The organism is Rathayibacter sp. AY1D1 (assembly GCF_002932635.1).
Taxonomy (GTDB): Bacteria; Actinomycetota; Actinomycetes; order Actinomycetales; family Microbacteriaceae; genus Rathayibacter.
Genome location: NZ_PSVY01000007.1, coordinates 44,711 through 66,147, shown reverse-complemented (window position 1 = coordinate 66,147; position 21,437 = coordinate 44,711). Strand labels below are relative to the sequence as shown.

The window sequence follows — 21,437 nt, the reverse complement described above, 5'->3', positions numbered from 1 at the left end:
ACTCCGGGCGGACAGGCGTCCGGCGCGGCCATGGCGCGCCTCGTCGGGGATGTCGCAGGCCTCGCCTAGGGTGCTGGTGCAGCGAGAGGATCCATCCTGAAGCGACCGAACGTCCCCGTCTTCCAGCCCCGTCGAACCGTCCACGGGGCTCTCGGCGCGCTGTTCGGATTCGTGATCGTCAGCGTCCTGGCGGGTCTGCTCGCCTCGCTCGTGGTCGCCCCCGCCGCCGCGCTCACCGGCGCGGCGACCTCCGGCACTATCTCGGCGTTCCAGTCCCTCCCGAGCTACCTCGAGGTCGGGCGCCTGATGCAGAAGAGCGACGTCTACGCGGGCGACCCGGACGATCCGACGCTGCTGGCCTCCTTCTACGACCAGAACCGGATCGAGGTGCCGGCCGACCGGATCGCCGACTCCGTGAAGGACGCGCTCGTCGCGAGCGAGGACCCGCGCTTCTACGACCACGGCGGGATCGACCTGCAGGGCACCCTCCGCGCCATCGCCAGTACCTACCTCCTCGACGGCGACACCCAGGGCGGCTCGTCGATCACGCAGCAGTACGTGAAGAACGTGCTGGTGCAGAAGGCCGAGTCGATCCCGGACGAGGCGGACCGCGACCGCGCGTACGCGGAGGCGACGGCGACCACGGCCGAGCGCAAGCTCAAGGAGATGCGGCTCGCGATCGGGCTCGAGAAGGTGTCCTCGAAGGACGACATCCTCCTCGGCTACCTCAACATCGCGCTGTTCGGAGGCACCGTCTACGGCATCGAGGCCGCGGCGGAGTACTACTACGGCATCCCGGCGGCCGACCTCTCCCTCGCGCAGTCCGCCTCGCTCCTGGCCATCGTGAACAACCCCGAGAAGTTCCGCTTCGACCGTCCGGACGACACGGCCAACGGCGAGGCGAACGGCTACGCGCAGACCCGGGAGCGGCGCGACTACATCCTCGATCGGATGCTCGAGACGGGGAGCATCGACCAGGCCGCGCACGACGCCGCGGCCGCCGAGGCGATCACCCCCGACATCACCCCGCCGTCCACCGGCTGCCAGACGGCCGGCAGCGCGGCCTACTTCTGCGACTACGTGACCCACGTCCTCCGAGACGACCCGGCGCTCGGAGCGACCGACGACGAGCGCTACGCGGCGATCAAGCAGGGCGGCATCAAGGTCTACACGACGATCGATCTCGACCTGCAGAGGACCGCGCAGGAGCTGATGGACGAGCAGGTCCCCTCCTCCGATCCGCGCTTCGACGTCGGGGCGACGGCGGTCGCCGTCCAGAACGGCACCGGGCGCATCCTCACGATGGTGCAGAACAAGCGCTACAGCCAGGACCCGGACGTGATCGCGAGCGGGCCGGAGTTCTCGGCGATCAACCTCAACGTCGACGCGTCCGCGGGCGGCGGCAACGGCTTCCAGACCGGCTCCGCCTACAAGGTGTTCACGCTCGCCGAGTGGCTCGACCGCGGGCACACCCTGCTCGAGCAGTTCGACTCGAAGCAGAAGAACTGGACCGGCTTCGCCGACAGCTGCGAGGGCACCTGGGACTACGACTCCTACAACCCCAAGAACGCCGGCGACGGCGGCTACACCGACACCCAGACGGCGCTGTACTCGACGATCTACTCGCTGAACACGGGCTTCACCGGGATGTCGCACCTGCTCGACCAGTGCGAGATCCGCAAGCAGGCCGAGGCCTTCGGAGTGCACCGCGCGGACGGGACCGCGCTCGTGCAGTCGCCGGGAGCGGTCCTCGGCACCAACGAGATCGCACCGCTCACCATGGCGACCGCCTACTCCGGCATCGCCGCGAACGGCACGACCTGCACCCCCGTCGCGATCACGGCGATCGTCGGAGCGGACGGCCGCGAGATCGAGCCGGTGGAGACGACCTGCAGCCGGGCGGTGTCGTCGAGGGTCGCCTCGGCGATGCAGTACACGATGCTCAAGGTGACCGCCGAGGGCACGGGTGTCGAGGACGATCCGAAGAACGGCATCCAGCACATCACCAAGACGGGCACCACCGACAACTCCGCCGACACCTGGGCCATCGGCGCCTCGACCGAGACCTCCCTCGCGGTCTGGGTCGGCAGCATCTCGGCACGCGCGGACGGCTCGAGGGTGAACCTCGACTCGATCGACTTCGACAGCGGCTGGGCGCCCTCGGCACGCCACCGGATCTGGAAGCCGTTGATGACAGCGATCGACTCCCGCTACGGCGGCTCCGACTTCCCGCAGGCCGACCAGTCGCTCATCGCGGCGCCGCAGGTCACCGTGCCGGACCTGTCGGGCCGGACCAGCGACTCCGCCGCACAGGCGCTGACCGCAGCAGGGCTCACTCCCGGAGCGACGTCGCAGGTCGACTCGACGCAGCCGATGAACACCGTGGCCGGCACCGGTCCGGCCGCGGGCACCCGCGTGGACAAGGGATCGGTGGTGGGCGTGCAGCTGAGCACGGGGAAGGCGCCGCCCGCTCCTGCTCCGGGCGGCTGACACCGCTGGACCGGGATGTCGCCGGTCGGCGAGGATCTGCGACGGGAACGGGTCAGGGGGAACGGGTCAGGGGGAACGGGTCAGGGGGAACGGGTCAGGGAAGCCGGCTCAGGGCCCGACGGCTCCGGCGGGGAGGAGCCCGAACTCGACGAGCTCGTCGTCGGTGAGCAGTCGGCTGCGGATCATGAAGCGCTTGCCCTCGGGGGCTTCGACGCTGAATCCGCTGCCCCGCCCGTCGACGAGGTCGACGGTGAGGTGGGTGTGCTTCCAGTACTCGAACTGGGAGCGGGACATCCAGAAGTCGATCGGGTCCAGGCCGTCGAGCCGGAGCGACTCGACGAGCACGTCCGAGGCGCCGGTGCGGAACATCCCGGCGGGGAAGCACATCGGGGAGCTGCCGTCGCAGCATCCGCCCGACTGGTGGAACATGAGCGGCCCGTGCAGAGCCGTCATCCGGCGGAGCATGCCGGCCGCCTCCGCAGTGACGTCGACCCTCGTAGAGGTCATGGTTGGTGCTCCTTCGCTCGTTGTGCGGAATGTCTATATGCGCCCGACCGCTGACGGCGGACGCTCCTCCGGGCGGCATCTCGATACGCCGCTGCGCGGACTACTCGATCAGCATGAGGGGGCGCTCCCTCGTCCGATGCCTCGCCCGAAGGGCCGAGCACCGTTCTTCCACGCGCCGCCAGGTGCCTCGCCCGCAGGGCCGAGCACCGTCCTTCCACGCGCCGCCAGGTGCCTCGCCCGCAGGGCCGAGCACCGTTCTCCCGCGCGCCGTCAGGTGCCTCGCCCGCAGGGCCGAGCACCGTCCTTCCGCGCGCCGTCAGGTTCCTCGCCCGAAGGGCCGAGCACCGAACGGCGGATCCGCGTGCCAGCGGATCCGTCTCGGTGCGAACGCTCCCCGCTCCTCCCCACCCGGCCACATCCACAAGCCGACCGCGGCACGGGCGACGAGGAACGAGGAGCCCGTGCGAACCAGCACCGAACGGCGGATCCGCGTGCCAGCGGATCCGTCTCGGTGCGGACGCTCCCCGCTCCTCCCCACCCGGCCACGTCGGCGAGCCGACCGCGGCACGGGCGACGAGGAACGAGGAGCCCGTGCCAACCAGCTCAGAAGAAGCCCATCGGTCCTTCCGCGTAGGAGACGAGGAGGTTCTTCGTCTGCTGGTAGTGGTCGAGCATCACCTTGTGGTTCTCGCGTCCGATGCCCGACTGCTTGTAGCCGCCGAACGCCGCGTGCGCGGGGTACTGGTGGTAAGTGTTCGACCAGACGCGGCCTGCTTCGATGGCCCGGCCGGCGCGGTAGAGCTGGGCGCCGTTGCGGCTCCACACTCCGGCGCCGAGGCCGTAGAGGGTGTCGTTGGCGATGCCGATCGCGTCGTCGAAGTCGTCGAAGGAGGTGAGGGCGAGGACGGGTCCGAAGATCTCCTCCTGGAAGATGCGCATCGAGTTGCGGCCCTCGAACACGGTCGGGTTGACGTAGTAGCCGCCGCTGAGCTCGCCGCCGAGGTCGGCGCGGTCGCCGCCGATGAGCAGCTTCGCTCCCTCCTGCTTGCCGATGTCCATGTAGGAGAGGATCTTCTCGAGCTGGTCGTTCGAGGCCTGGGCGCCGATCATCGTGGCGGTGTCGAGCGGGTTGCCCTGTTTGATCCGCTTGACCCGCTCGAGGCCGTCACCGACGAAGTCGTCGTAGATCGAGCGCTGCACGAGCGCCCGCGACGGGCAGGTGCAGACCTCGCCCTGGTTGAGGGCGAAGAACGAGAAGCCCTCGAGCGCCTTGTCGTAGAAGGAGTCGCGTTCCGCGGCGACGTCGGCGAAGAACACGTTGGGGCTCTTGCCGCCCAGCTCCAGCGTCACCGGGATGAGGTTCTCGCTGGCGTACTGCATGATCAGGCGGCCGGTGGTCGTCTCGCCGGTGAAGGCGATCTTGCGGATGCGCGGGTGGGAGGCGAGCGGGGCGCCCGCTTCGAATCCGAATCCGTTGACGACGTTGAGCACGCCGGCGGGGATGAGGTCGCCGATCAGGTCGAGCAGCACGTGGATGGACGCCGGCGTCTGCTCGGCCGGCTTCAGCACCACGCAGTTGCCTGCGGCGAGCGCCGGCGCGAGCTTCCACACGGCCATCAGGATCGGGAAGTTCCAGGGGATGATCTGCCCGACCACGCCCAGCGGCTCGTGGAAGTGGTACGCGATCGTGTCGTGGTCGATCTCGGAGACTCCTCCCTCCTGCGCGCGGATCGCTCCGGCGAAGTAGCGGAAGTGGTCGATGGCGAGGGGGATGTCGGCGGCGAGGGTCTCGCGCACGGGCTTGCCGTTCTCCCACGTCTCGGCGACGGCGAGCAGCTCGAGGTTCGCCTCCATGCGGTCGGCGATCTTCAGGAGCATGTTCGAGCGCTCGGCGGGGCTGGTCTTCCCCCAGCTCGCGAACGCCTTCCAGCCCGCCTCGACGGCGCGGTCGACGTCGGCGGCGGTGCCGCGGGCGATCTCGCAGAAGGGCTTCCCGGTGATCGGGGTGATGTTCTCGAAGTACTGGCCGCTCGCGGGGGCGACGTACTCGCCTCCGATGTAGTGGTCGTAGCGCGAGCGGAAGGAGGCGACGGATCCCTCCGTGCCTGGATTCGCGTAGACCGTGGAACCCGGCTCCTGCGGTGCCTGCTCGGCGACCTGGTCGGCGTACAGCGTCATGTGGACCTCCATCGACGTCGTTGTCGTGGGCGCGGGGTGGGCGCCCGGTCCTGACGCTACGTCGCGGGGGGTTGCACGACGTTGCACGGGTCGACGCACCGGCGGGAGCGGCGAGGACGGAGACCGGACCGGCCGGGCGGAGACGCGGCCGCCCGAGGAGGAGGGCCCCGCGGCCCGGACCTCAGACGCTCGCGAGCAGGCGCTGGGCGATCCGGCTCATGTAGACGCCGTAGGTCACCGTGGCCGCTGCGGCCCCCGCGCCGACCCAGGACCACACCTGCGGCCAGGCGGAGCCATCGACGAGGACCACGACGACTCCGATCGCTCCGACCAGCGTCGTCCAGGTGGCGAGCCAGAAGTCGAGGGTCCGGCCGAAGATCCTCGCCATCGGGTAGAAGTGCAGGCCCACGATCACGGCGATCGCCGGCACGAGGAAGCGGTCGAGCCCGGTGCCGGTGAGGACGCCCACCGCGACACCGATCAGCACGCCCTCCGCGGCGAAGACCGCTCCGAACAGCAGACCGTTCGGCTTCGCCGCGCGGTCGGCGTCGGTGAGCTCCACCGCCATCCTCCGCCGGGCGACGAGGAGGCGGACGGCCTGCACGGCGAAGACCACGGCCGCGAGCGCGCAGACGGTCACGGCGGTCGTCGCCGCCGGTGCCGGCCAGCCGACCGTGGTGTCGCTCGCCCACCACATCGTGAAGACCGCCATCAGGAGCAGACCCCCCGCGACTCCGCTCGCGAGGGCCCGGGGAGGTGGTGCGAGGGTGCTCATGCGTCGAGGCTAGCGAGACGGCTCCGCGGCCTCACGGCTCCGGCGGCACTCCCGGGAGCGACCGGAACGGCTCAGCGCTGCTCCGCCTCGATCGTCTCGAGGTGCGCGGCGACACCGGCACGCCGCGGCGAGCGGGGCGGGAGGACGCGCAGGAGCTCCCGCCACACCTCCGCGTCGTCGCGGCCGTCCGGGCCCTCCGCCCAGGCGAGGAGGGTCGCGGGCGCCGCATCGGCGAGGACGCTCGCCCGCACCCGCAGGCGCAGCTCGCCGGCGATCGCCCGGATCCCCGGCGCCTCGGACGAGGGCAGCGGCGCGCCCCGGTAGGCGTCCAGGGCGAGACGGTGGGAGCCGCGGTCGAGCAGGCCCAGCACCTGGCGGGCGTCGAGGTCGACCGGGCTCGCCAGGCGGTAGGGGCGCGAGAGGGGCACCAGGCGCGGGAGGGTCGGCTCGAGCGCGCGGCGCAGCCGCACCATCTCGGCGCGGACGGTGACCACCGCGTCGTCCCGGCCGTGGAGCAGGAGGGCGAGCTGCTCGGCCGAGAGCCCGGCCCGGTGCCAGGCGAGCAGGGTCAGGATCTCGGCGTGCCGGCTGCTGAGCTCGAGCGTCGCTCCGGCGGCCGTCACCAGGCCCGTCTCGCGCCCGAGAACCCGCAGGCTCGGCGCCCGGGCCGCCGCCGTGCTCCGTGCAGCGGGCCGCCGCGGGCGGAGGAGCCGCTGCACCATCAGCTCGCTCTCGACGGCGGCGGCCGTGGCCTCCATCAGCGGGAGGGTCTGCGGGGCGACGACGTCGGCGCCACCGGTGATGTCGATCACTCCGAGGATCTCGTGCGTCTCGGGGTCGTGCACGGGGACGGCGGTGCAGCTCCACGGGTGCACGAGCGAGGCGAAGTGCTCGGCGCCGTGGATCTGCACGCCGTGATCGAGCACGAGGGCCGTCCCCGGCGCGGACGTCCCGACGTCGGGCTCGGCCCACGCCGCGCCCTCGACGAACGACATCCCCTCGGCGAGGCTCTTGAGGTGCTGGTCCCCGTCGATCCAGAGCAGCCGCCCGAGCGCATCGCCCACCGCGACCAGCACGCCGCTGTCCTCGTCGGCGTCGCGCACCAGCAGGCGGCGGATCACCGGGAGGACCGAGGCGAGCGGATGCCCGGTGCGGTACTCGCGGAGGTCGTCTCCCGAGAACGAGAGCGGTGCCGTCAGCCGGTCCGGATCGAGGCGCCGCCGCCGCGCGCGCTCCCACGACTCCTCGACCAGCGCGCGCCGCCGACCGCTGCCAGGGCGGGCCAGCCACGGGTTGGTCATGCGCTCCGCCTCGTCGTCGGGTCGGTGGGAGTCGACGCTACTCCGCGGAGCGCGGCGGCGCCTCTCTCCGCGCACCGGAACGGCGGCGCCCCCGCACCGCCAGCAGCAGCACCGCCGCCACCAGCACGGCGACGCCCAGGACGGCTCCCGTGGTCAGCCGCTCGCCCAGCACCGCCACGCCGAGGAGAGTCGCGGTCGCCGGCTCCAGGAGGGTGAGCGTCGAGACGGTCGCCGCGGGAAGCGCTCGCAGGCCGCGCGCGAAGAAGGTGTAGGCCACGGCGACCGTCACCACTCCGAGCCAGAGCACGGCCGGGATCGAGCCGGAGAGCCGCGACGGATCGCCCAGCAGCAGGAACGGGAGCGCGAGCAGCGCCGCGGCTCCGAACTGGGCTCCCATGGCGGCGACGGGGCTGAGCCCGCGCTCGAGCAGCAGCTTGCCGCAGACGGCGTAGAGCGCGTAGGAGGCGCCGGCGCCGGCCGAGGCGGCGAGGCCGGGGAGCGTCACGCCGCCGGATCCGCCGCCGCTGAGGAGCACCACGCCGACCGCGGCGAGCGCGGTCGAGGCGAACCAGCGCGGGCCCGGGGTCGTCCGCAGGACGAGCCACTCCAGCAGGCCGGTGAAGGCGGGAGCGGAGCCGAGGGCGACGATCGTGCCGACCGCGACGCCGTTCTGCGCGGTGCCGGTGAAGAAGGCGGGCTGGTACGCGGCGACGCCGACCGCTCCGAGCACGACGAGCAGCACGACGGCGCGGGTCGGGCGGGAGCGGCTCCGCCGGCGCAGAGCCTCCACGCCGAGGAGAGCGGCCAGCAGGGCGCCGCCGAGGACGATGCGCGCCGCCCCGAGGAGGAGCGGATCCACGCCCGCCGCTCCGAGGGCCTGGGCGGTCCCCGTCGTGCCGAAGCAGACGGCGGCGAGGAGGACGGCGCCGATCGCCGAGGTCCGGGCCCCGCTCATCCCGCCCCGCTCCCCCGGCCGCCTGATGACCGGCTCCCAGTGTCCCAGGGATGGGCGCGTGCTCTTCCGCCTCTCGCACCGGGGGCCCAGGATGGAGGGACCGGACTAGCGGAGGAGCACGACGTGGGCATCGCGGAACCGTTCGACCTCGAGGACCACCACCGCAGCGCGCACGGCGCCCTGCGCGAGCACTTCTCGGTGCGCGAGTTCGAGGAGGTGCCGCTGGACCGCGAGGCCATCGTCGCCACCGCGTACCTGCGGGCGATCGAGCACGCCACCGTGGCCCGGGTGCTCCCCCTCGCGCGCGCCCACCCCGACGAGCAGGTCCGCGCGTTCGCGTCCGTCTGGGCCGCCGAGCGGCACCGGATCGCCGACGCCCTGGGCGACGTGCTCGCGGCCTCGCCGCAGATCCGCGGCATCGACATCCGCCCGCCGGAGCCGACGGTGAGGTCGCGCCCGCTCCTCGACCGCGCCGCGGCCTCCCTCGCCGGCCCCGTCGCGCTGGCCCTCGCGGTGGACGCCCGGGTCGCGGTGCACGGCTACCGCCGGCTCGCCCGGCTCTCGCTGCACCCCGAGATGGAGCGCCTCGCCGAGACGGTCACGGGCATCCTCGAGCGGCAGGCCGACTTCTTCACGGTGCACGCGGCGGGACGCCTCGGACGCCCGCTGCCGCGCCGGGTGCAGGCGGCCGGCCTGCTCGCCGTGCTGCGCCTCCCGATCGGCGAGGCCGACCTGCCGGAGGCTCTCGCCCGCGAGGGCCGGGAGCTCGTCTTCGGCCGGGACGACGGCGGACTCGACGGGATCGACGCGGGCGTCGTCGCGGCGTTCGCGCTGCCCTGCACGGCGGCCCGGCGGCTCGTGCACCCGTACCGGCCGGTGTCGATCCGTGCCGCGCACCGCCTCGGACGGCTCGCCGCCGACACCCGCGCCGCCGTCACGACCCTGCTGGAGCAGGTGCGCGAGTAGCGGCGGCGCTCAGCCCAGCAGCTCGCGCACGTCCTCGGCGGTGATCCCGCCGGTGGCCGCCGCGCCGTCGTCCGACATGACCGCGGCGAAGAGCGCGGCCTTCGCCTCCTTGAGGGCCATCACCTTCTCCTCGATCGTGTCCTTCGCGACCAGGCGGTAGACCATGACCGAGCGGGTCTGGCCGATGCGGTGCGCGCGGTCGACCGCCTGCGACTCGGTGGCGGGGTTCCACCACGGGTCGAGCAGGATGCAGTAGTCGGCCTCGGTGAGGTTGAGCCCGAAGCCGCCGGCCTTGAGCGAGATCAGGAACACGCCCGCCGCGCCAGAGCGGAACCGATCGATGACCTCGTCGCGCTTCTTCGTCGCTCCGTCGAGGTAGGCGTACTCGATGCCCGCCGCGTCCAGCCGCCCGCGAACCCGGCCGAGGAACCGCGTGAACTGGCTGAACACCAGCACGCGGTGCCCCTCGCCGAGTGCGTCGCCCAGCAGCTCGTCGAGCAGGTCGAGCTTGGTGGAGGGCACGCTCTCGTGCGCCTCGTCGACCAGTGCCGCGTCGAGCGCGACCTGGCGAAGCACGGTCAGCGCGCGGAAGATCGCGAAGCGGTTCTTCTCGAAGTCGCCGATCAGGCCCAGCACGCGCTGCCGCTCCCGCGCCAGGTACGTGTCGTAGACCTTCCGCTGCTTCGGGCCGAGCTCGACCTCGAGGGTCTGCTCCTGCTTGGGCGGCAGCTCCTTGGCGACGAGCTCCTTGGTGCGCCGCAGCATCAGCGGGCGGATGCGCCGCCGCAGCTGCGAGAGCTTCTCGCTGTCGGCCTCGCGCTCGATCGGCTTCTGGTAGAACTCGACGAACCCGGCGGGCGAGGGGAACAGGCCCGGAGCGACGATCGACAGCAGCGACCAGAGCTCCATCACGTTGTTCTCCATCGGCGTTCCCGTGATGGCGAGCTTGAAGGGCACGTCGAGCCGGCGCGCGAGCTGGTGCGTCGCCGACTGGCGGTTCTTGACGAACTGCGCCTCGTCGAGGAGGAGCCCCGACCACTGGATGCCCGAGTACGACTCGTAGTCGAGCCGGAACAGGGCGTAGGAGGTGACGACCAGCTCGGCCTCGCCGATGACGCTGGAGAGCGCCTTCCGCTTCTTCTTCGACGTCTCATCGATCCCGACGACGCGGAGGTCCGGGGCGAAGCGCTTGGCCTCGCCGACCCAGTTGGGCACCACGCTGGTGGGTGCGACGACGAGGAACGGGCGCGGCGAGGTGCCCGCCTCCGCGGCCGCGGCGCGCTGCTCCTGCATCACCCGGGTGACCAGGGCGAGGGACTGCACGGTCTTGCCCAGGCCCATGTCGTCGGCGAGCACGCCGCCGAGCTGGTTGTCGTAGAGGAACGAGAGCCAGTCGTAGCCGAGCTGCTGGTAGGGCCGCAGCTCCACGGCGAAGCCCTCGGGCAGGACCCGCGACTCCAGCGCACCGGTCGCGGTGAAGCCGGAGAGCCCCTCCACGGAGCGGCGCCACGCGGCGGCCTGGGCCTCCACGACGCCCAGCTCGACCAGCTCGTCCCAGAGGGAGGACTGGAACCGGCTGATCCGCAGGGTCTCGCCGGGGTCGTCCGAGAGCTCGCGGGCCTCGGCGATCAGCTCGCGGAGGCGGCCGAACCGCTCGTCGTCGAGGGCGAAGTAGACGCCGCTGGGCAGCACCATGTACTCGTCGCCGCGGGCGAGCGCGAGGAAGATCTCGGCCAGCGGGACCGCCTCGTCGTTGACGGTGACGGAGATCTCGAGGTTGAACCAGTCGCGGCTGTCGGGCTGGGCGACGGTCTGCACGGCGACCACGGGGGCGGTCTGCGCCTCGCGGTACTCGACGCGCTCGCCGATCTCCTCGATCTCGACGGTGCCGAGCTCGCGGAGCCGCTCGACCTCGCCGGTGAGGAAGCCGACGGTCTGCATGCCGCGCAGGTCGAAGGTGGGGCGCAGGCGCCTGCTCGACGGGGACACCAGGGCCGGCGTCGACTCCGGGTCGAGACCCGCTCCCACGAGGGAGTCGAGGATCCGCTGCTCGGCCTCGGGGTCGCGGTAGCCGGCGTCCTCGCCGACCCGCAGCGGGAGCCGCTCGGCGTCCACGCCGCCGCGCGCCCCCTCCACTCCGTAGCGCCACCACCACGAGCCGCGCAGGCCCGCGCCGTCGGTGTGCTCGAGGGTGAGGCCGAGGCGCGGCTCGGGCACCGCGGGCGCCTCGAAGGAGCCGTCGCGGGAGACGATGTCGAACAGCCGGTGCAGCCGCTGGTAGTGCTCGGTGAGGAACGCCGACTCCTCGGCCACCGGGATGCGGATGGCCTCGCGGCTCCAGAGGAACGTGCGCGCGGAGGACAGCAGCGGCGCGGCGAACGGGATGAGCGTGACCGGGCGGGCGCGCATCTCGTCGCCGCCCTCCCACGTGTAGAGGCCGACGGCCGGGTCGCCGATGAAGCCGAACTCCTCGGGCGCCGGGTGGTCGCCGATCGCGACGAGCGAGCGCAGCTCGAGGCCGGCGGCGGTGCGCGTGACGTCGATGGAGGCGGTGGCCGTCGTGTCGAGGATCTTCAGCGGCGTCTGGTCGCGGTCGCCCATCACCAGGCCGATGCCCGCGCGGACGGCTCCGTGCAGGGCCGCCCAGATCGCCTCGCTCCGGCACTGGTCGAGGTAGAGCCAGGTGTCGGGCGAGTAGTAGCTGGAGGCGCTGTGCCCGGAGAGCAGGCCCTGCATCTCGCGGATCACGTCGATCTGGCGCTCGTCGTAGTCGTGGCTGTAGTGCAGGTAGCCGAGGTCGCGCCAGCTGGTGCCGGTGCGGACCCAGCGGTCGCGGTCGCCCATCCGCACCGGGCGCACGCCCAGGCGCGGGCGCGGCTCGGGCGGCGGCCGGTAGGAGTTGTAGCGGCCGGGCGGGCGACGCACGGGCTCGCCGGGCAGCAGCTCGAACTGCAGGCCGAGCGGGATGCCGGTGTGGGAGCGCTCCGCGCCGGCGAGGAGCGGGGCGAGCGCGCTGCGCCACTCCGGGACGGCGTCGACAGCGGCCTCGCCCGGGAAGGGACCGGCCACTCCGCCCTCGCGCTCGCGGCGCAGGGCCTCGATCAGGACGGCCGCGACGTGCTTGCACTCGTTCTTGACCGGGCAGCTGCAGGCGCCGCCGAGGAGGGTCCAGTGCTCGCCCTCGTCGCGGAGCTGCACGCTCACGGCGTACGGCGAGCGCCCGGATCCGCGGACCTGGCCGAAGAGGCGGGTGCGGCCGCCGAACCACTGCAGCTCGCGCACGCGGCCCTCGTCCGCGTACGCGGTGCCCTTCTCGACGGCGGCGGTTCCGACGAGGGCGCGGATGTCCTGCTCGGAGAAGGGCTCGTGGCCGGTGGTCACCGGCCCGGGTGCGGCCGACGGCAGCACCTCACCGGGGGGACTCTGGCGGGCCATGGACCTCACGCTCTCCGCGCTCGAACGAGCGCATCCGTCTATTCAACCCGATTCCGGAGGCGCTGCGAGCCGCGGGCCGGGATCCGTGGAGGACGCACGGCCGTCCCTACGATGGAGGGATGCCCCGTCTGGCCGTCGTCTCGGCGCACACCTCCCCGCTCGAGCAGCCGTCGACGGGCGACGCGGGCGGGATGAACGTGTACCTCGCGGCGGTGCTCCCGGAGCTGGCTGCGCTCGGCTGGGAGATCGAGGTGCTGACCCGCGGCGAGGGCGTCCGGATGCTCGCGCCGGGTGTGCGAGTGGTCGGCGTGCCGGTGCCGGCGGGCGACAAGTACGCGCTGGCGGCCGCGGCGCCGCAGTTCGCGCGCGCCGCGGAGGGGGCCGACGTCGTGCACTCCCACTACTGGGTGTCGGGCCTCGCGGGGGCGCTCACCGGCAGGCCGCACGTGCACTCGATGCACTCGGGCTCGCTCGCGAAGAACGCCCGGCTCGCCCCGGGCGACGTCGCGGAGCCGCAGCAGCGGATCGACGCGGAGCGCTCCGTGCTCGCCTCCGCCGACGCGATCGTGGTGGCGGGCGCCTCGGAGCGGGAGGACGTCGTCAGCGGGTACGGCGCGGATCCCGACCGGGTCGTCGTGGTGCCGCCCGGAGTCGACGCGCGGTTCCGCCCGGGCGGCGGCGAGCGCTCCGGAGTCGTCCTGGTCGGCCGGGTGCAGCCGCTCAAGGGCCAGCTGCTGGCGGTCGAGGCGCTCGCGGCGATGGCGCCGGCGGAGCGGCCGGTGCTGCGGCTGGTGGGCGGGGCGGCACCGGGCCGGGAGTCGTACCTCGACGCGGTGCGCGCCGCGGCGGCTCCGCTGGGAGACCGCGTGCTGATCGAGGGGGCCGCCGACCGCGACCGGGTGGCGGAGCGGCTCCGGAGCGCGCAGCTGGCGCTCGTGCCCTCGGCGGCCGAGACCTTCGGGCTGATCGCGCTCGAGGCGGCCGGCAGCGGCACTCCCGTGCTCGCGCGCAGGACGACCGGCCTGGTGGACGCGGTGCGCGACGGCGGAAGCGGCGTGCTGCTCGACTCCGACTCCCCCGCGGCGTGGGCCGAGGCGATCCTGACCCTGCTGGGCTCGCCCGGCGAGCTGGCGCGACTCGGCCGCGGCGGCGTCGACTGGGCGGCCGCCCACTCCTGGCCGGCCGCCGCCGCCCGGCTGGACGCCGTCTACCGCGGCCTGTCGGCCCGCTGAGGGAACCCCGGACCGTCGAGGGACCCCGCTCCGCCGGATTACCTCGACGGGTCGGGGCTCCCTCGATGCAGGGAGGGGGTCAGTCGGCGATGGCGGGCGCCCCGGGGTCGAGGCGGGCGCCGCGAGTGGAGCGGTACCAGGGAGCGAGGCGGTCGGGCGAGACGGCGACCATCGCGGCGCCCGTGAATCCGGCGTCGTTGCCGAAGCGGGCGGGGACGATCTCGGTGCCGATGTCGAGGAAGCGGGCGAACTCGTCGAAGACGTGCGCCGCCGCGCCGCCGATCACGAACAGCTGCGGCGAGAGCAGCATCTCGAGGTGCCGGTAGTAGACGCTGAGGCGACCCGCCCACTCCTCGAGGGTGATGCCCTCGCGGCGGACGGCCGAGAAGCCGACCTGCGGCTCGAAGTCGGGACCGTCGATGTGCAGGTGACCGAGCTCGGAGTTGGGGATCACCACGCCCTCGTGGACGAGCGCCGTCCCGATGCCGGTGCCGAGGGTGGTCAGCAGGAGGAGGCCCTCGCGTCCGCGCATCGCGCCGAACTCGCGCTCGGCGACCCCTGCCGCGTCCGCGTCGTTGACGACGACGACGTCGACCCCGGTCGCCTCCGAGAGGAGGGCCTGCGCGTCGAGCCCGACCCAGCGCTGCGAGACGTGGGTGGTCTGGCGGACGACGCCGCCGCGGACGATCCCGGGGAAGCCGACGCCCACGGGCGTGCCCGAGATCGGCGAGACGTCGCGGACGATGCCGGCGATCGCCTCGGCGAAGTCCTCGGGCTCCTTGCCCAGCGGGTTCGCGACCGCGAAGCGCCGAGCCGCCCGCTCGCCGGTGGTGACGTCGACGAGGGACGCCTTGATCGACGTCCCCCCGATGTCGACGCCGACGGCGAAGCGCGGGAGGAGGCCGTCGTGGGGCTGGGTCACGGATGCTCCGTCTGCAGTGGTGGGCGAGTGCGGGGACTCGCGAAAACGGTCGGCCCGTCGGATCCGGGATCGCGACGAGCCGAAGGCGATTCTACGAGCCGTCAGGTGCGCGCGGGCTCCGAGAGGGCGCGGAGGACGAAGTCGATCACCGGCTCGTAGAGGTGGACGGCCAGCCCGTCGTCGATCGGGACGACCACCTCGATCGAGCCCTGCGCCTCGGCGACGAATACCGCCGGGTCGTTGCAGTCCGCGATCGCGATGACCGGCAGCCCCCGCCGGCCGGCCGCGCCCGCGAAGCCGTGGTCGGCGACGACCAGGTCGGGGCGGACGCCGAGCTCGTCGAGGCGGTCGAGCAGCGCGTCCATCGGCTCCGGCGAGTGCGTGTGCTGCAGCCCTCCCCCGCGGTAGACGCAGGTGACCCCGCCGGTGCACCACAGGGCCTGGTGCTCGTCCGCGAGAGGCACGCGGATGCCGTCGGGGGCGGCGAACGGGAGCGCGTTCACGTCGATCACGCGGGCGCCCCGCTCCGTCGCGGCAGCAGCGAAGCGGCGGTAGACGTCCATCAGGGTCGCGGGGTGCGCGGTGGCGAACAGGAGGAGCGCCCCCTCGCGGACAGCGGCGGCGAACCGCTCGCGGTAGCGGGCGAGACCCGCGACCGTCAGGCGGGCGTCGATCCGGTCCTGCCCGCTCTCGAAGGAGGGGTCGGTGCTGATCCCCACGCGCTCCCCCATCAGGGCGAGCAGGCTCTCGAGCGTCCAGTGCTCGGCCACGTCCACCCCGTAGAGGTGCGCGGGCTCGCGGGCGGCGAGGCCGCGGAGGTTGCCGAGGTTGCTCGCGCGGCCGGTGAGGACGTCCCCGGCGAGGAGGGAGGAGTCGAGGTACGCCTCGAGCTCGGAGTCGGGAAGCGGCATGCGGGACCTCTCGATCGACGGGGAGCTCCCAGGCTACGGGCAGTTCAGGTGTTGACATCCGATCCGTCGCCGATATATCGTTACTGCATCGCCGACAGATCGGAAGCAGCCGCTCCCGACGGGCGACCGGATCCGATCGAAAGGGATCCCCTCACGACAGAGAGCAGCACACCCATGAACTCCAGGACCTTCTTCTCCGACGACCGCCGCGACTCGTGCGACGGCGACCACTCCTCCCGCCACGAGCACCCCGGCCGCGGACAGCGCCGCGGACCCGGCGGTCACGGCCGCGGCTTCGGGCCCGGCTTCGGCTTCGGCCCGGGCTTCGGCCCCGGCTTCGGCGGCCCCTTCGGCCGCGGCGGAGGACGCGCCCGACGCGGTGACGTCCGCGCGGCTCTCCTCTCCCTCCTCTCCGAGAAGTCCTCGAACGGCTACGGCCTGATCAAGGCCATCGCCGAGAAGACGAACGGATCGTGGCGTCCCAGCCCCGGCTCCGTCTACCCCACCCTCCAGCAGCTCGTCGACGAGGGCCTCATCACGGCCGTCGGCGCGGGCCGCGGCACCGAGTACCAGCTCACGGACGCGGGCGGCACCTACGTGCGCGAGCACGCCGACGAGCTCGACGCGGCCTGGGAGGCCACTCCCGGCGCGAGCGACGCCGATCGCGCCTTCATGGAGAACGTCGGCAAGCTGATGGGCGTCGTGCAGCAGTTCCGCGGAGCGACCGAGGCGCAGCGCGCCGCCGCCTCCGCCAAGCTCGACGAGACCCGTCGCGCGCTGTACCTCATCCTCGCCGACTGACCTCGGCTCCCCTCCCGCGATCCGTCGCGGGAGCCCCGGACGGACGGGACCCCCTCGCCTCGGCGACGGAGTCCCGTCCGTTCCGTCGTCTCCGGACCCGGCGCCTCAGCGGGCGGCGGACAGGCGCGCCAGACCCTCGTCGAGGGTGACCGACGGGCTCCACTGCAGATCGGCGCGCGTGCGGCGCTGGTCGAACCAGTGCGCGGTCGAGAGCTGCTCGGCGAGGAAGCGGGTCATCGGCGGCTCATCGGCGCCGGGCCGCACGGCCCACACGCGCTCGACGAGCGAGCCCGCAGCGCGGGCGACGGAGGCGGGGACGGACCAGCGCGGCGGCTCGACGCCCGAGGCGCGGCAGATCCCGGCGAGCAGCTCGGCGACCGGGCGCGGCTCGCCGTTGGTGACGACGTAGGAGCGGCCGTGCACCTCCTCCGCCCGCCCGAGAGCGGCGACGATCGCCGAGGCGGCGTTGTCGATGTAGGTGGAGTCGATCAGCGCCTGGCCGTGCCCGAGGAGCGGCAGCCGGCCGGCGCGCGCCCGCTCGACGATGCGGGCGACGAGCTGGGTGTCGCCCGGACCCCAGACCAGGTGCGGGCGCACGGCGACCACCGCGAAGCCGGGGGCGTCGGCAGCGAGGGCCAGCAGCTCGGCGCGGGCCTTGGTGCGCGCGTAGTCGCCGCGGGCCCGGTCCGGATCGGCGGGCTCGGCGTCGTCGCCGGTGATCGAGGAGCCGGAGTGGGCGACGGAGGGCGACGAGATCTGGACGAAGCGGCTCACGCCGGCGCGGGCGGCGGCGGCGAGCAGACGCCGGGTGCCGTCGATGTTCACGCGGTCGAAGTCGCCAGAATCGCCGGCGAGCGAGACCTTCGCGGCGAGGTGCACGACGCCCTCAGCCGCGTCGACGGCCTCCTCGACCGCGCGCGGATCGGTCAGGGAGCCCCGCGCCTCCTCGACGCCCGCGACCCCGGAGGGCCGGCGCTGGAAGGTGCGGACCTCGTGCCCCTGGGCGACGAGGCCCGCGGCCACCGCACCGCCGAGCAGGCCGCTCGCGCCGGTGACCAGGACCCTCACGGCGCCACCATCCGGCCGCCGGCGAGCACGCCCTCGGCCCAGCGCGAGAGCGCGGCCCGGTCGATCTTGGAGTTGTGGCGGATGTCGGTGGGCAGCGCCGGGACGACGAGAACCGCGGCGACGGGCCGGCCGACGGCCGCACGCACCTCGGCGGCGAGGGCCTCCTCGGCCAGCACCACGCGGCGCGCGCCCGAGCGCAACTCGACCACGGCGACCAGCTGCGCGACTCCGCGCGGGCCGGCTCCGACGATCGCGGCGCGGGCGACCGAGGCCACGCGCGCCTCGATCCGCTGCTCCGGTCCGACCGGCGTGACCACGCCGTCCGGAGTGACGACGACGTGCGGCATGCGGCCCTCGACCCAGAGGCGGCCGGCGGAGTCGATCCGCCCGACGTCCCCGGTGCGGTGCCAGCGCTCGCCCGGGACGGCGCCGACGCGGGCGGCACGGTCGGTGAGCCAGAGGCGCTCGTAGTGGTCCTCGACGTGACCTGCCGAGACGACGATCTCGCCGGTCGTGCCGGTGATCTCCTCCGGCTCGTCCGTGGCGCGGCCGTCGGCGTCGAGCGGGGCGATCCGCAGCCGGACGCCCGCGGCGGGCACGCCCACGCAGACGCCTCCGCGCGGATCGTCGTCGGAGGCGGCCTCGCGGATGCCCTCCAGCGACGCGTCGGTGAGCAGCAGCCCCTCGGTCATGCCGTAGGGAGTGCGGGCGGAGGCGTTCGGCATGAGCGCCTGCGCCTCGCCGAGCAGTCCCGCCGAGACGGGGGCGCCGGCCGAGAGGAAGGTGCGCACGCCGGCGAGGGCGCGGTGGTCGTCGGCGTCGAGCGCGCCGGCGGTGGCCACGACGTTGGCCAGTGCGGCCGGCGAGAGGAACAGCACGGTCGCGTCGACCCGGGCGGCGGCCGCGGCGACGGCGGCCGCGGTGAGCGTTCGGGGCGCGGTGACGTCCATGTCCGGAGTCGCGGAGCGCGTGCCCAGCGCGGGGCCCAGCAGAGCGAACGGCGCGAAGCCCGCGACGAGCCCTGTGCCCGGTCCGATCCCGTACTGGCGGGCGAGCGCGTCGCGGACGCCGGCGAGCTGGCGGTGCGTGTAGACGACGCCCTTGGCGGGGCCGGTCGAGCCGGAGGTGAACAGGATCGCGGCTACGGCGTCGGCGGCGGGAGCCTCGCCCAGCGCCTCCGGGTCGGCGGCCAGCTCGGCGCGGCCCAGCTCGATCAGCTGCCCGAGCGAGGTGTCGACCCCGAGGGCCGAGGCGGAGGCGCGGGGCAGGGTCTGCGTCGAGACCCGGCCGCCGGGCCAGCGGAGGGCCCGCGCGACGGTGAGGCCGGGCAGGGCGCCGACCACCAGATCCGGCCAGGCACCGCGGACCGCGCGGGTGAGACCGCGCAGGCCCAGGCCCGCGTCGGCGACGACCACGACGGCTCCGATGCGCAGGCACGCGTAGAGCAGCGCCGTCAGGTCGGCACCGGGCGGCACGAGGAGCGAGACGCGGTCGCCCGGGGAGACGCCGGAGGCGCGGAGCCCGGCGGCGAGCTCGCGGACCCGCTGCGAGAGCAGGCGCCACGAGACCGAGCGGGGCCCGCCGCCTCCGGGAGGCGCCATCTCGACCAGAGCGAGCGAGTCGTCCTGCGCGTTGCGGTCGAGGTGCGCCCAGAGCGGCTCGACCGGCGCGGTCGGGCGGCGGACGTCGGGGGCGGGGTCGCCGCCGAACGGCTCCTCGCCGTCGGAGAGGTCGCCCAGCCAGGTGAGGACGGCGGACGAGTAGTCGACGTCCTCGGCCACCAGGTGGCCCGCTCCCTCGTAGCGGTGGACCTGCGCGTGCGGGAGGCGGTCGACGAGGTCGTCGAGGTAGCGGTCGGAGAAGATCGGGTCCAGCGGGCCCCAGAGCATCAGGGCCGGCGTCGTCAGGGCGCTGACGCCCTCGGCGATGCGCTGCAGCTCCGGCTCGCTCGGGTGCGCGGAGTCGACCGGGATGTCGGCGACGAAGCCGCCCACTCCGCCGCGGCGCGACGCGGACCGGTAGGGCGCGCGGTACCCCTCCTTCACCGCGGAGGGCAGCGCGGGGTGCCCCAGCGCGAGGGTCGTCTCGAGGAAGGCCGGCGTGCGGACCGTCGAGGCGCCGAGCACGCCCGACGCGAGCGCGAGCCGGAGCGGGGCCGGGATCGGCTCGTCGGCGCTCTGGTGGATCGCGGTGTTCAGGAGCATCGTGGCGCGCAGCTGCTCCGGGTGGTCGACCGCCCAGCCCAGCGAGACGACTCCGCCCCAGTCGTGGCCGAGGGTGACCACGTCGTCGAGGCCGAGCACGTCGGTGAGGTTGGAGAGCTCGCGCACGCGGTCGGCGAGCGTGTGCAGGGCGCCGGTCCGCTCGGAGAAGCCCATCTCGAGCTGGTCGACAGCGACCACCCGCCAGGCGGGGCCTCCGCTGCGGGCCGACTCGAGCGTGGCGGCCGCGAGGCGGCGCCAGAGGTAGGACCAGGTGGGATTGCCGTGCACGCAGAGGACGGTGCCGACGGGCTCCGTGCCGAGGGCCTCGCCCGTGTCGAGCAGGTGCCAGCGGCGCGGCACGCCCTGGGCGTCCGGAGCGTCGACGAGGCGCGACCACGCGGGATCGAGCCCGTCGAGCCCGGCCGGGGGCAGCTGCGCCGCGGCCGTGGAGCCGAGCGCTCCGCGGATCCGCTCGGCCGGGTGGGGCGCGGTCACCAGGCGATCTCGAGCATCGCGGTGTTGATGCCCGAGCCCACTCCGATGAGCAGCACCCGGTTGCCCGGCTGCAGGGTCTCGGCCTCCTGGGCCAGGGTGATCGGGATCGACGCCGGGCCGACGTTGCCGAGGGTGGGGTAGGTCGTGGGGACGCGGCTGCGGTCGATGCCGACGGCCTTCACCAGGGCGTCGGTGTGCACGTCCGACACCTGGTGCGTGATGTAGCGGTCCATCCCGCTCCAGTTCCAGTCGCGGGTGGCCTCCTTCCACGCCGAGAGGACGAGCTCCATGCCGCCCTTGAGCAGCGCCTTCGCGTCCGTGAACATGCCGTCGACGCTGCCGACGCAGAGCTCGTTGAACTGCGTGGCCGCGCGGGTGATGCCGCCGAGGATGCGGTGGCCCTTGGGGTGCTCGTCGGCCGGGCCGAGGACGGCCGCGGCGGCGCCGGAGCCGAGGGTCAGGCTCGCGAACTCGCTCATGAAGTCCTTGCGCTTGACGCCCTCGCGGCTCAGGCGCTCGATGGTGTTGACCTGGATCTCGTCGGCGTCCTCGCCGTCGATGATGAGCGCGTAGCGGATCTGGCCGGAGTCGATCAGCTGCGCGGCGAGGGTCATGCCGTTGACGAAGCCGAGGCAGGCGTTCGCGATGTCGAAGTTGATGGCCGACGAGGGCAGGCCGAGCCCGTGGTGCAGGCGCACGGCGACCGAGGGCTCGAGGTGCTTGCGGGTCACCGACGTGTTGATGATCAGGCCGATCTGGTCGGCGCGGACGCCGGCCTCGGCGAGAGCGCGCTTGCCCGCGTCGATCGCCGCTCCGTCGAAGCCCTGCTCGGTGCCCCAGTTGCGGCGCTCGTGCACTCCGGCGACGCGCTGGAGGAGCCCGGTGGGGAGCCGCAGTCGCTTGAGCGCCGGAGCGAGCCGCGCCTCGATCTCGGCCGAGGTGGTCACGCGCGGAGCCAGCGTGGTCGCGACGGACAGCAATGCGACGTTGCGGTGCGTGGTCGTTGCGTTTCCGTCCAACGGAACTCCCTGTCGAGTTGTCGATCCTGGCATGTGCCTCCGTGATTTTACGCTGTCGTTCAGGCTGCGCTTCCTGGACGCCGGCTGGGCGGTCGCGGGACGCGTCCTCGGCGGCCCGGCGGAGGCTCCTCCCCCGGAACGACGGGCGAGGAGCCGCCGAGGCCACACGCGACGCGCG

At 73.6% G+C, this 21,437-nt stretch carries 15 protein-coding genes; 4 read left to right on the top strand and 11 right to left on the bottom strand.

The annotated features are described in order from the left end of the window. Nucleotides 1-171: 171 nt before the first annotated feature. Nucleotides 172-2,490, top strand: a complete 2,319-nt coding sequence (locus C5C56_RS07125; protein ID WP_104287699.1) for a transglycosylase domain-containing protein — start codon at nucleotides 172-174, stop codon at nucleotides 2,488-2,490. A gap of 108 nt (nucleotides 2,491-2,598) precedes the next feature. Here the strand turns inward: C5C56_RS07125 and C5C56_RS07120 are convergent, their stop codons facing one another. The 5 genes from C5C56_RS07120 to C5C56_RS07100 form a co-directional block, all read right to left on the bottom strand. Beyond that, nucleotides 2,599-2,997, bottom strand: a complete 399-nt coding sequence (locus C5C56_RS07120; protein WP_104247017.1) for a DUF779 domain-containing protein — start codon at nucleotides 2,995-2,997, stop codon at nucleotides 2,599-2,601. Nucleotides 2,998-3,600: 603 nt separating this feature from the next. Then, entirely contained in the window at nucleotides 3,601-5,175 is a 1,575-nt protein-coding gene (locus C5C56_RS07115) for an aldehyde dehydrogenase family protein (protein WP_104233506.1), read from the bottom strand. A gap of 181 nt (nucleotides 5,176-5,356) precedes the next feature. Beyond that, nucleotides 5,357-5,950: a hypothetical protein gene (locus C5C56_RS07110; RefSeq protein WP_146085178.1), complete on the bottom strand. Its 594-nt coding sequence runs from the start codon at nucleotides 5,948-5,950 to the stop codon at nucleotides 5,357-5,359. A 71-nt stretch (nucleotides 5,951-6,021) separates the two neighbouring features. Next, nucleotides 6,022-7,251: a GAF domain-containing protein gene (locus C5C56_RS07105; RefSeq protein WP_104233439.1), complete on the bottom strand. Its 1,230-nt coding sequence runs from the start codon at nucleotides 7,249-7,251 to the stop codon at nucleotides 6,022-6,024. A gap of 37 nt (nucleotides 7,252-7,288) precedes the next feature. Next, entirely contained in the window at nucleotides 7,289-8,206 is a 918-nt protein-coding gene (locus C5C56_RS07100; RefSeq protein WP_104319303.1) for an EamA family transporter, read from the bottom strand. 123 nt (nucleotides 8,207-8,329) lie between these two features. Between C5C56_RS07100 and C5C56_RS07095 the strand changes: the two genes are divergently transcribed. Further along, nucleotides 8,330-9,172 (top strand): hypothetical protein, encoded by an 843-nt coding sequence (locus C5C56_RS07095; protein WP_104225933.1) that lies wholly within the window; start codon nucleotides 8,330-8,332, stop codon nucleotides 9,170-9,172. 9 nt (nucleotides 9,173-9,181) lie between these two features. On the opposite strand, the gene C5C56_RS07090 is transcribed toward C5C56_RS07095, so the two are convergent. After that, nucleotides 9,182-12,607, bottom strand: coding sequence for a DEAD/DEAH box helicase (locus C5C56_RS07090; protein WP_104319302.1), 3,426 nt, complete (start codon nucleotides 12,605-12,607; stop codon nucleotides 9,182-9,184). A 119-nt stretch (nucleotides 12,608-12,726) separates the two neighbouring features. Here C5C56_RS07090 and C5C56_RS07085 point away from each other — a divergent pair, with 119 nt between their 5' ends. Continuing rightward, nucleotides 12,727-13,839 (top strand): glycosyltransferase, encoded by a 1,113-nt coding sequence (locus C5C56_RS07085; RefSeq protein ID WP_104319301.1) that lies wholly within the window; start codon nucleotides 12,727-12,729, stop codon nucleotides 13,837-13,839. A 79-nt stretch (nucleotides 13,840-13,918) separates the two neighbouring features. Here C5C56_RS07085 and C5C56_RS07080 read toward each other — a convergent pair whose 3' ends face one another. Together C5C56_RS07080 and C5C56_RS07075 are read right to left on the bottom strand one after the other, a co-directional pair. Continuing rightward, the gene (locus tag C5C56_RS07080) at nucleotides 13,919-14,761 is read right to left on the bottom strand and encodes an ROK family protein (protein ID WP_258065608.1); all 843 of its coding nucleotides are present in this window, start codon (nucleotides 14,759-14,761) and stop codon (nucleotides 13,919-13,921) included. A gap of 101 nt (nucleotides 14,762-14,862) precedes the next feature. Further along, nucleotides 14,863-15,672 (bottom strand): phosphatase, encoded by an 810-nt coding sequence (locus tag C5C56_RS07075; RefSeq protein WP_104319300.1) that lies wholly within the window; start codon nucleotides 15,670-15,672, stop codon nucleotides 14,863-14,865. Nucleotides 15,673-15,846: 174 nt separating this feature from the next. Between C5C56_RS07075 and C5C56_RS07070 the strand changes: the two genes are divergently transcribed. After that, nucleotides 15,847-16,473 (top strand): PadR family transcriptional regulator, encoded by a 627-nt coding sequence (locus C5C56_RS07070; protein ID WP_104319299.1) that lies wholly within the window; start codon nucleotides 15,847-15,849, stop codon nucleotides 16,471-16,473. A 105-nt stretch (nucleotides 16,474-16,578) separates the two neighbouring features. Here C5C56_RS07070 and C5C56_RS07065 read toward each other — a convergent pair whose 3' ends face one another. Genes C5C56_RS07065 through C5C56_RS07055 form a run of 3 tightly spaced genes read right to left on the bottom strand, consistent with a single transcriptional unit; the run spans nucleotide 16,579 to nucleotide 21,292 of the window. Continuing rightward, a complete protein-coding gene (locus tag C5C56_RS07065; RefSeq protein ID WP_104319298.1) occupies nucleotides 16,579-17,541 on the bottom strand; it encodes an NAD(P)-dependent oxidoreductase in 963 nt (320 codons plus the stop codon). Next, nucleotides 17,538-20,240 carry an alpha/beta fold hydrolase gene (locus C5C56_RS07060; protein ID WP_258065607.1) on the bottom strand — a complete coding sequence of 901 codons (2,703 nt, stop codon included), beginning with the start codon at nucleotides 20,238-20,240 and terminating at the stop codon, nucleotides 17,538-17,540. Before C5C56_RS07060 ends, C5C56_RS07065 begins: the two co-directional genes overlap by 4 nt. Next, nucleotides 20,237-21,292, bottom strand: coding sequence for a 3-oxoacyl-ACP synthase III (locus tag C5C56_RS07055; protein WP_104225938.1), 1,056 nt, complete (start codon nucleotides 21,290-21,292; stop codon nucleotides 20,237-20,239). The genes C5C56_RS07060 and C5C56_RS07055 overlap by 4 nt, the downstream gene beginning before the upstream one ends. Between the last annotated feature and the right edge of the window lie 145 nt (nucleotides 21,293-21,437).

Coding starts and splice junctions, on each gene's coding strand:
- C5C56_RS07075 (WP_104319300.1), bottom strand. CDS start 15,672: ATGCCGCTTCCCGACTCCGAGCTCGAGGCGTACCTCGACTCCTCCCTC.
- C5C56_RS07110 (WP_146085178.1), bottom strand. CDS start 5,950: ATGAGCACCCTCGCACCACCTCCCCGGGCCCTCGCGAGCGGAGTCGCG.
- C5C56_RS07105 (WP_104233439.1), bottom strand. CDS start 7,251: ATGACCAACCCGTGGCTGGCCCGCCCTGGCAGCGGTCGGCGGCGCGCG.
- C5C56_RS07055 (WP_104225938.1), bottom strand. CDS start 21,292: ATGCCAGGATCGACAACTCGACAGGGAGTTCCGTTGGACGGAAACGCA.
- C5C56_RS07115 (WP_104233506.1), bottom strand. CDS start 5,175: ATGACGCTGTACGCCGACCAGGTCGCCGAGCAGGCACCGCAGGAGCCG.
- C5C56_RS07090 (WP_104319302.1), bottom strand. CDS start 12,607: ATGGCCCGCCAGAGTCCCCCCGGTGAGGTGCTGCCGTCGGCCGCACCC.
- C5C56_RS07120 (WP_104247017.1), bottom strand. CDS start 2,997: ATGACCTCTACGAGGGTCGACGTCACTGCGGAGGCGGCCGGCATGCTC.
- C5C56_RS07100 (WP_104319303.1), bottom strand. CDS start 8,206: ATGAGCGGGGCCCGGACCTCGGCGATCGGCGCCGTCCTCCTCGCCGCC.
- C5C56_RS07070 (WP_104319299.1), top strand. CDS start 15,847: ATGAACTCCAGGACCTTCTTCTCCGACGACCGCCGCGACTCGTGCGAC.
- C5C56_RS07085 (WP_104319301.1), top strand. CDS start 12,727: ATGCCCCGTCTGGCCGTCGTCTCGGCGCACACCTCCCCGCTCGAGCAG.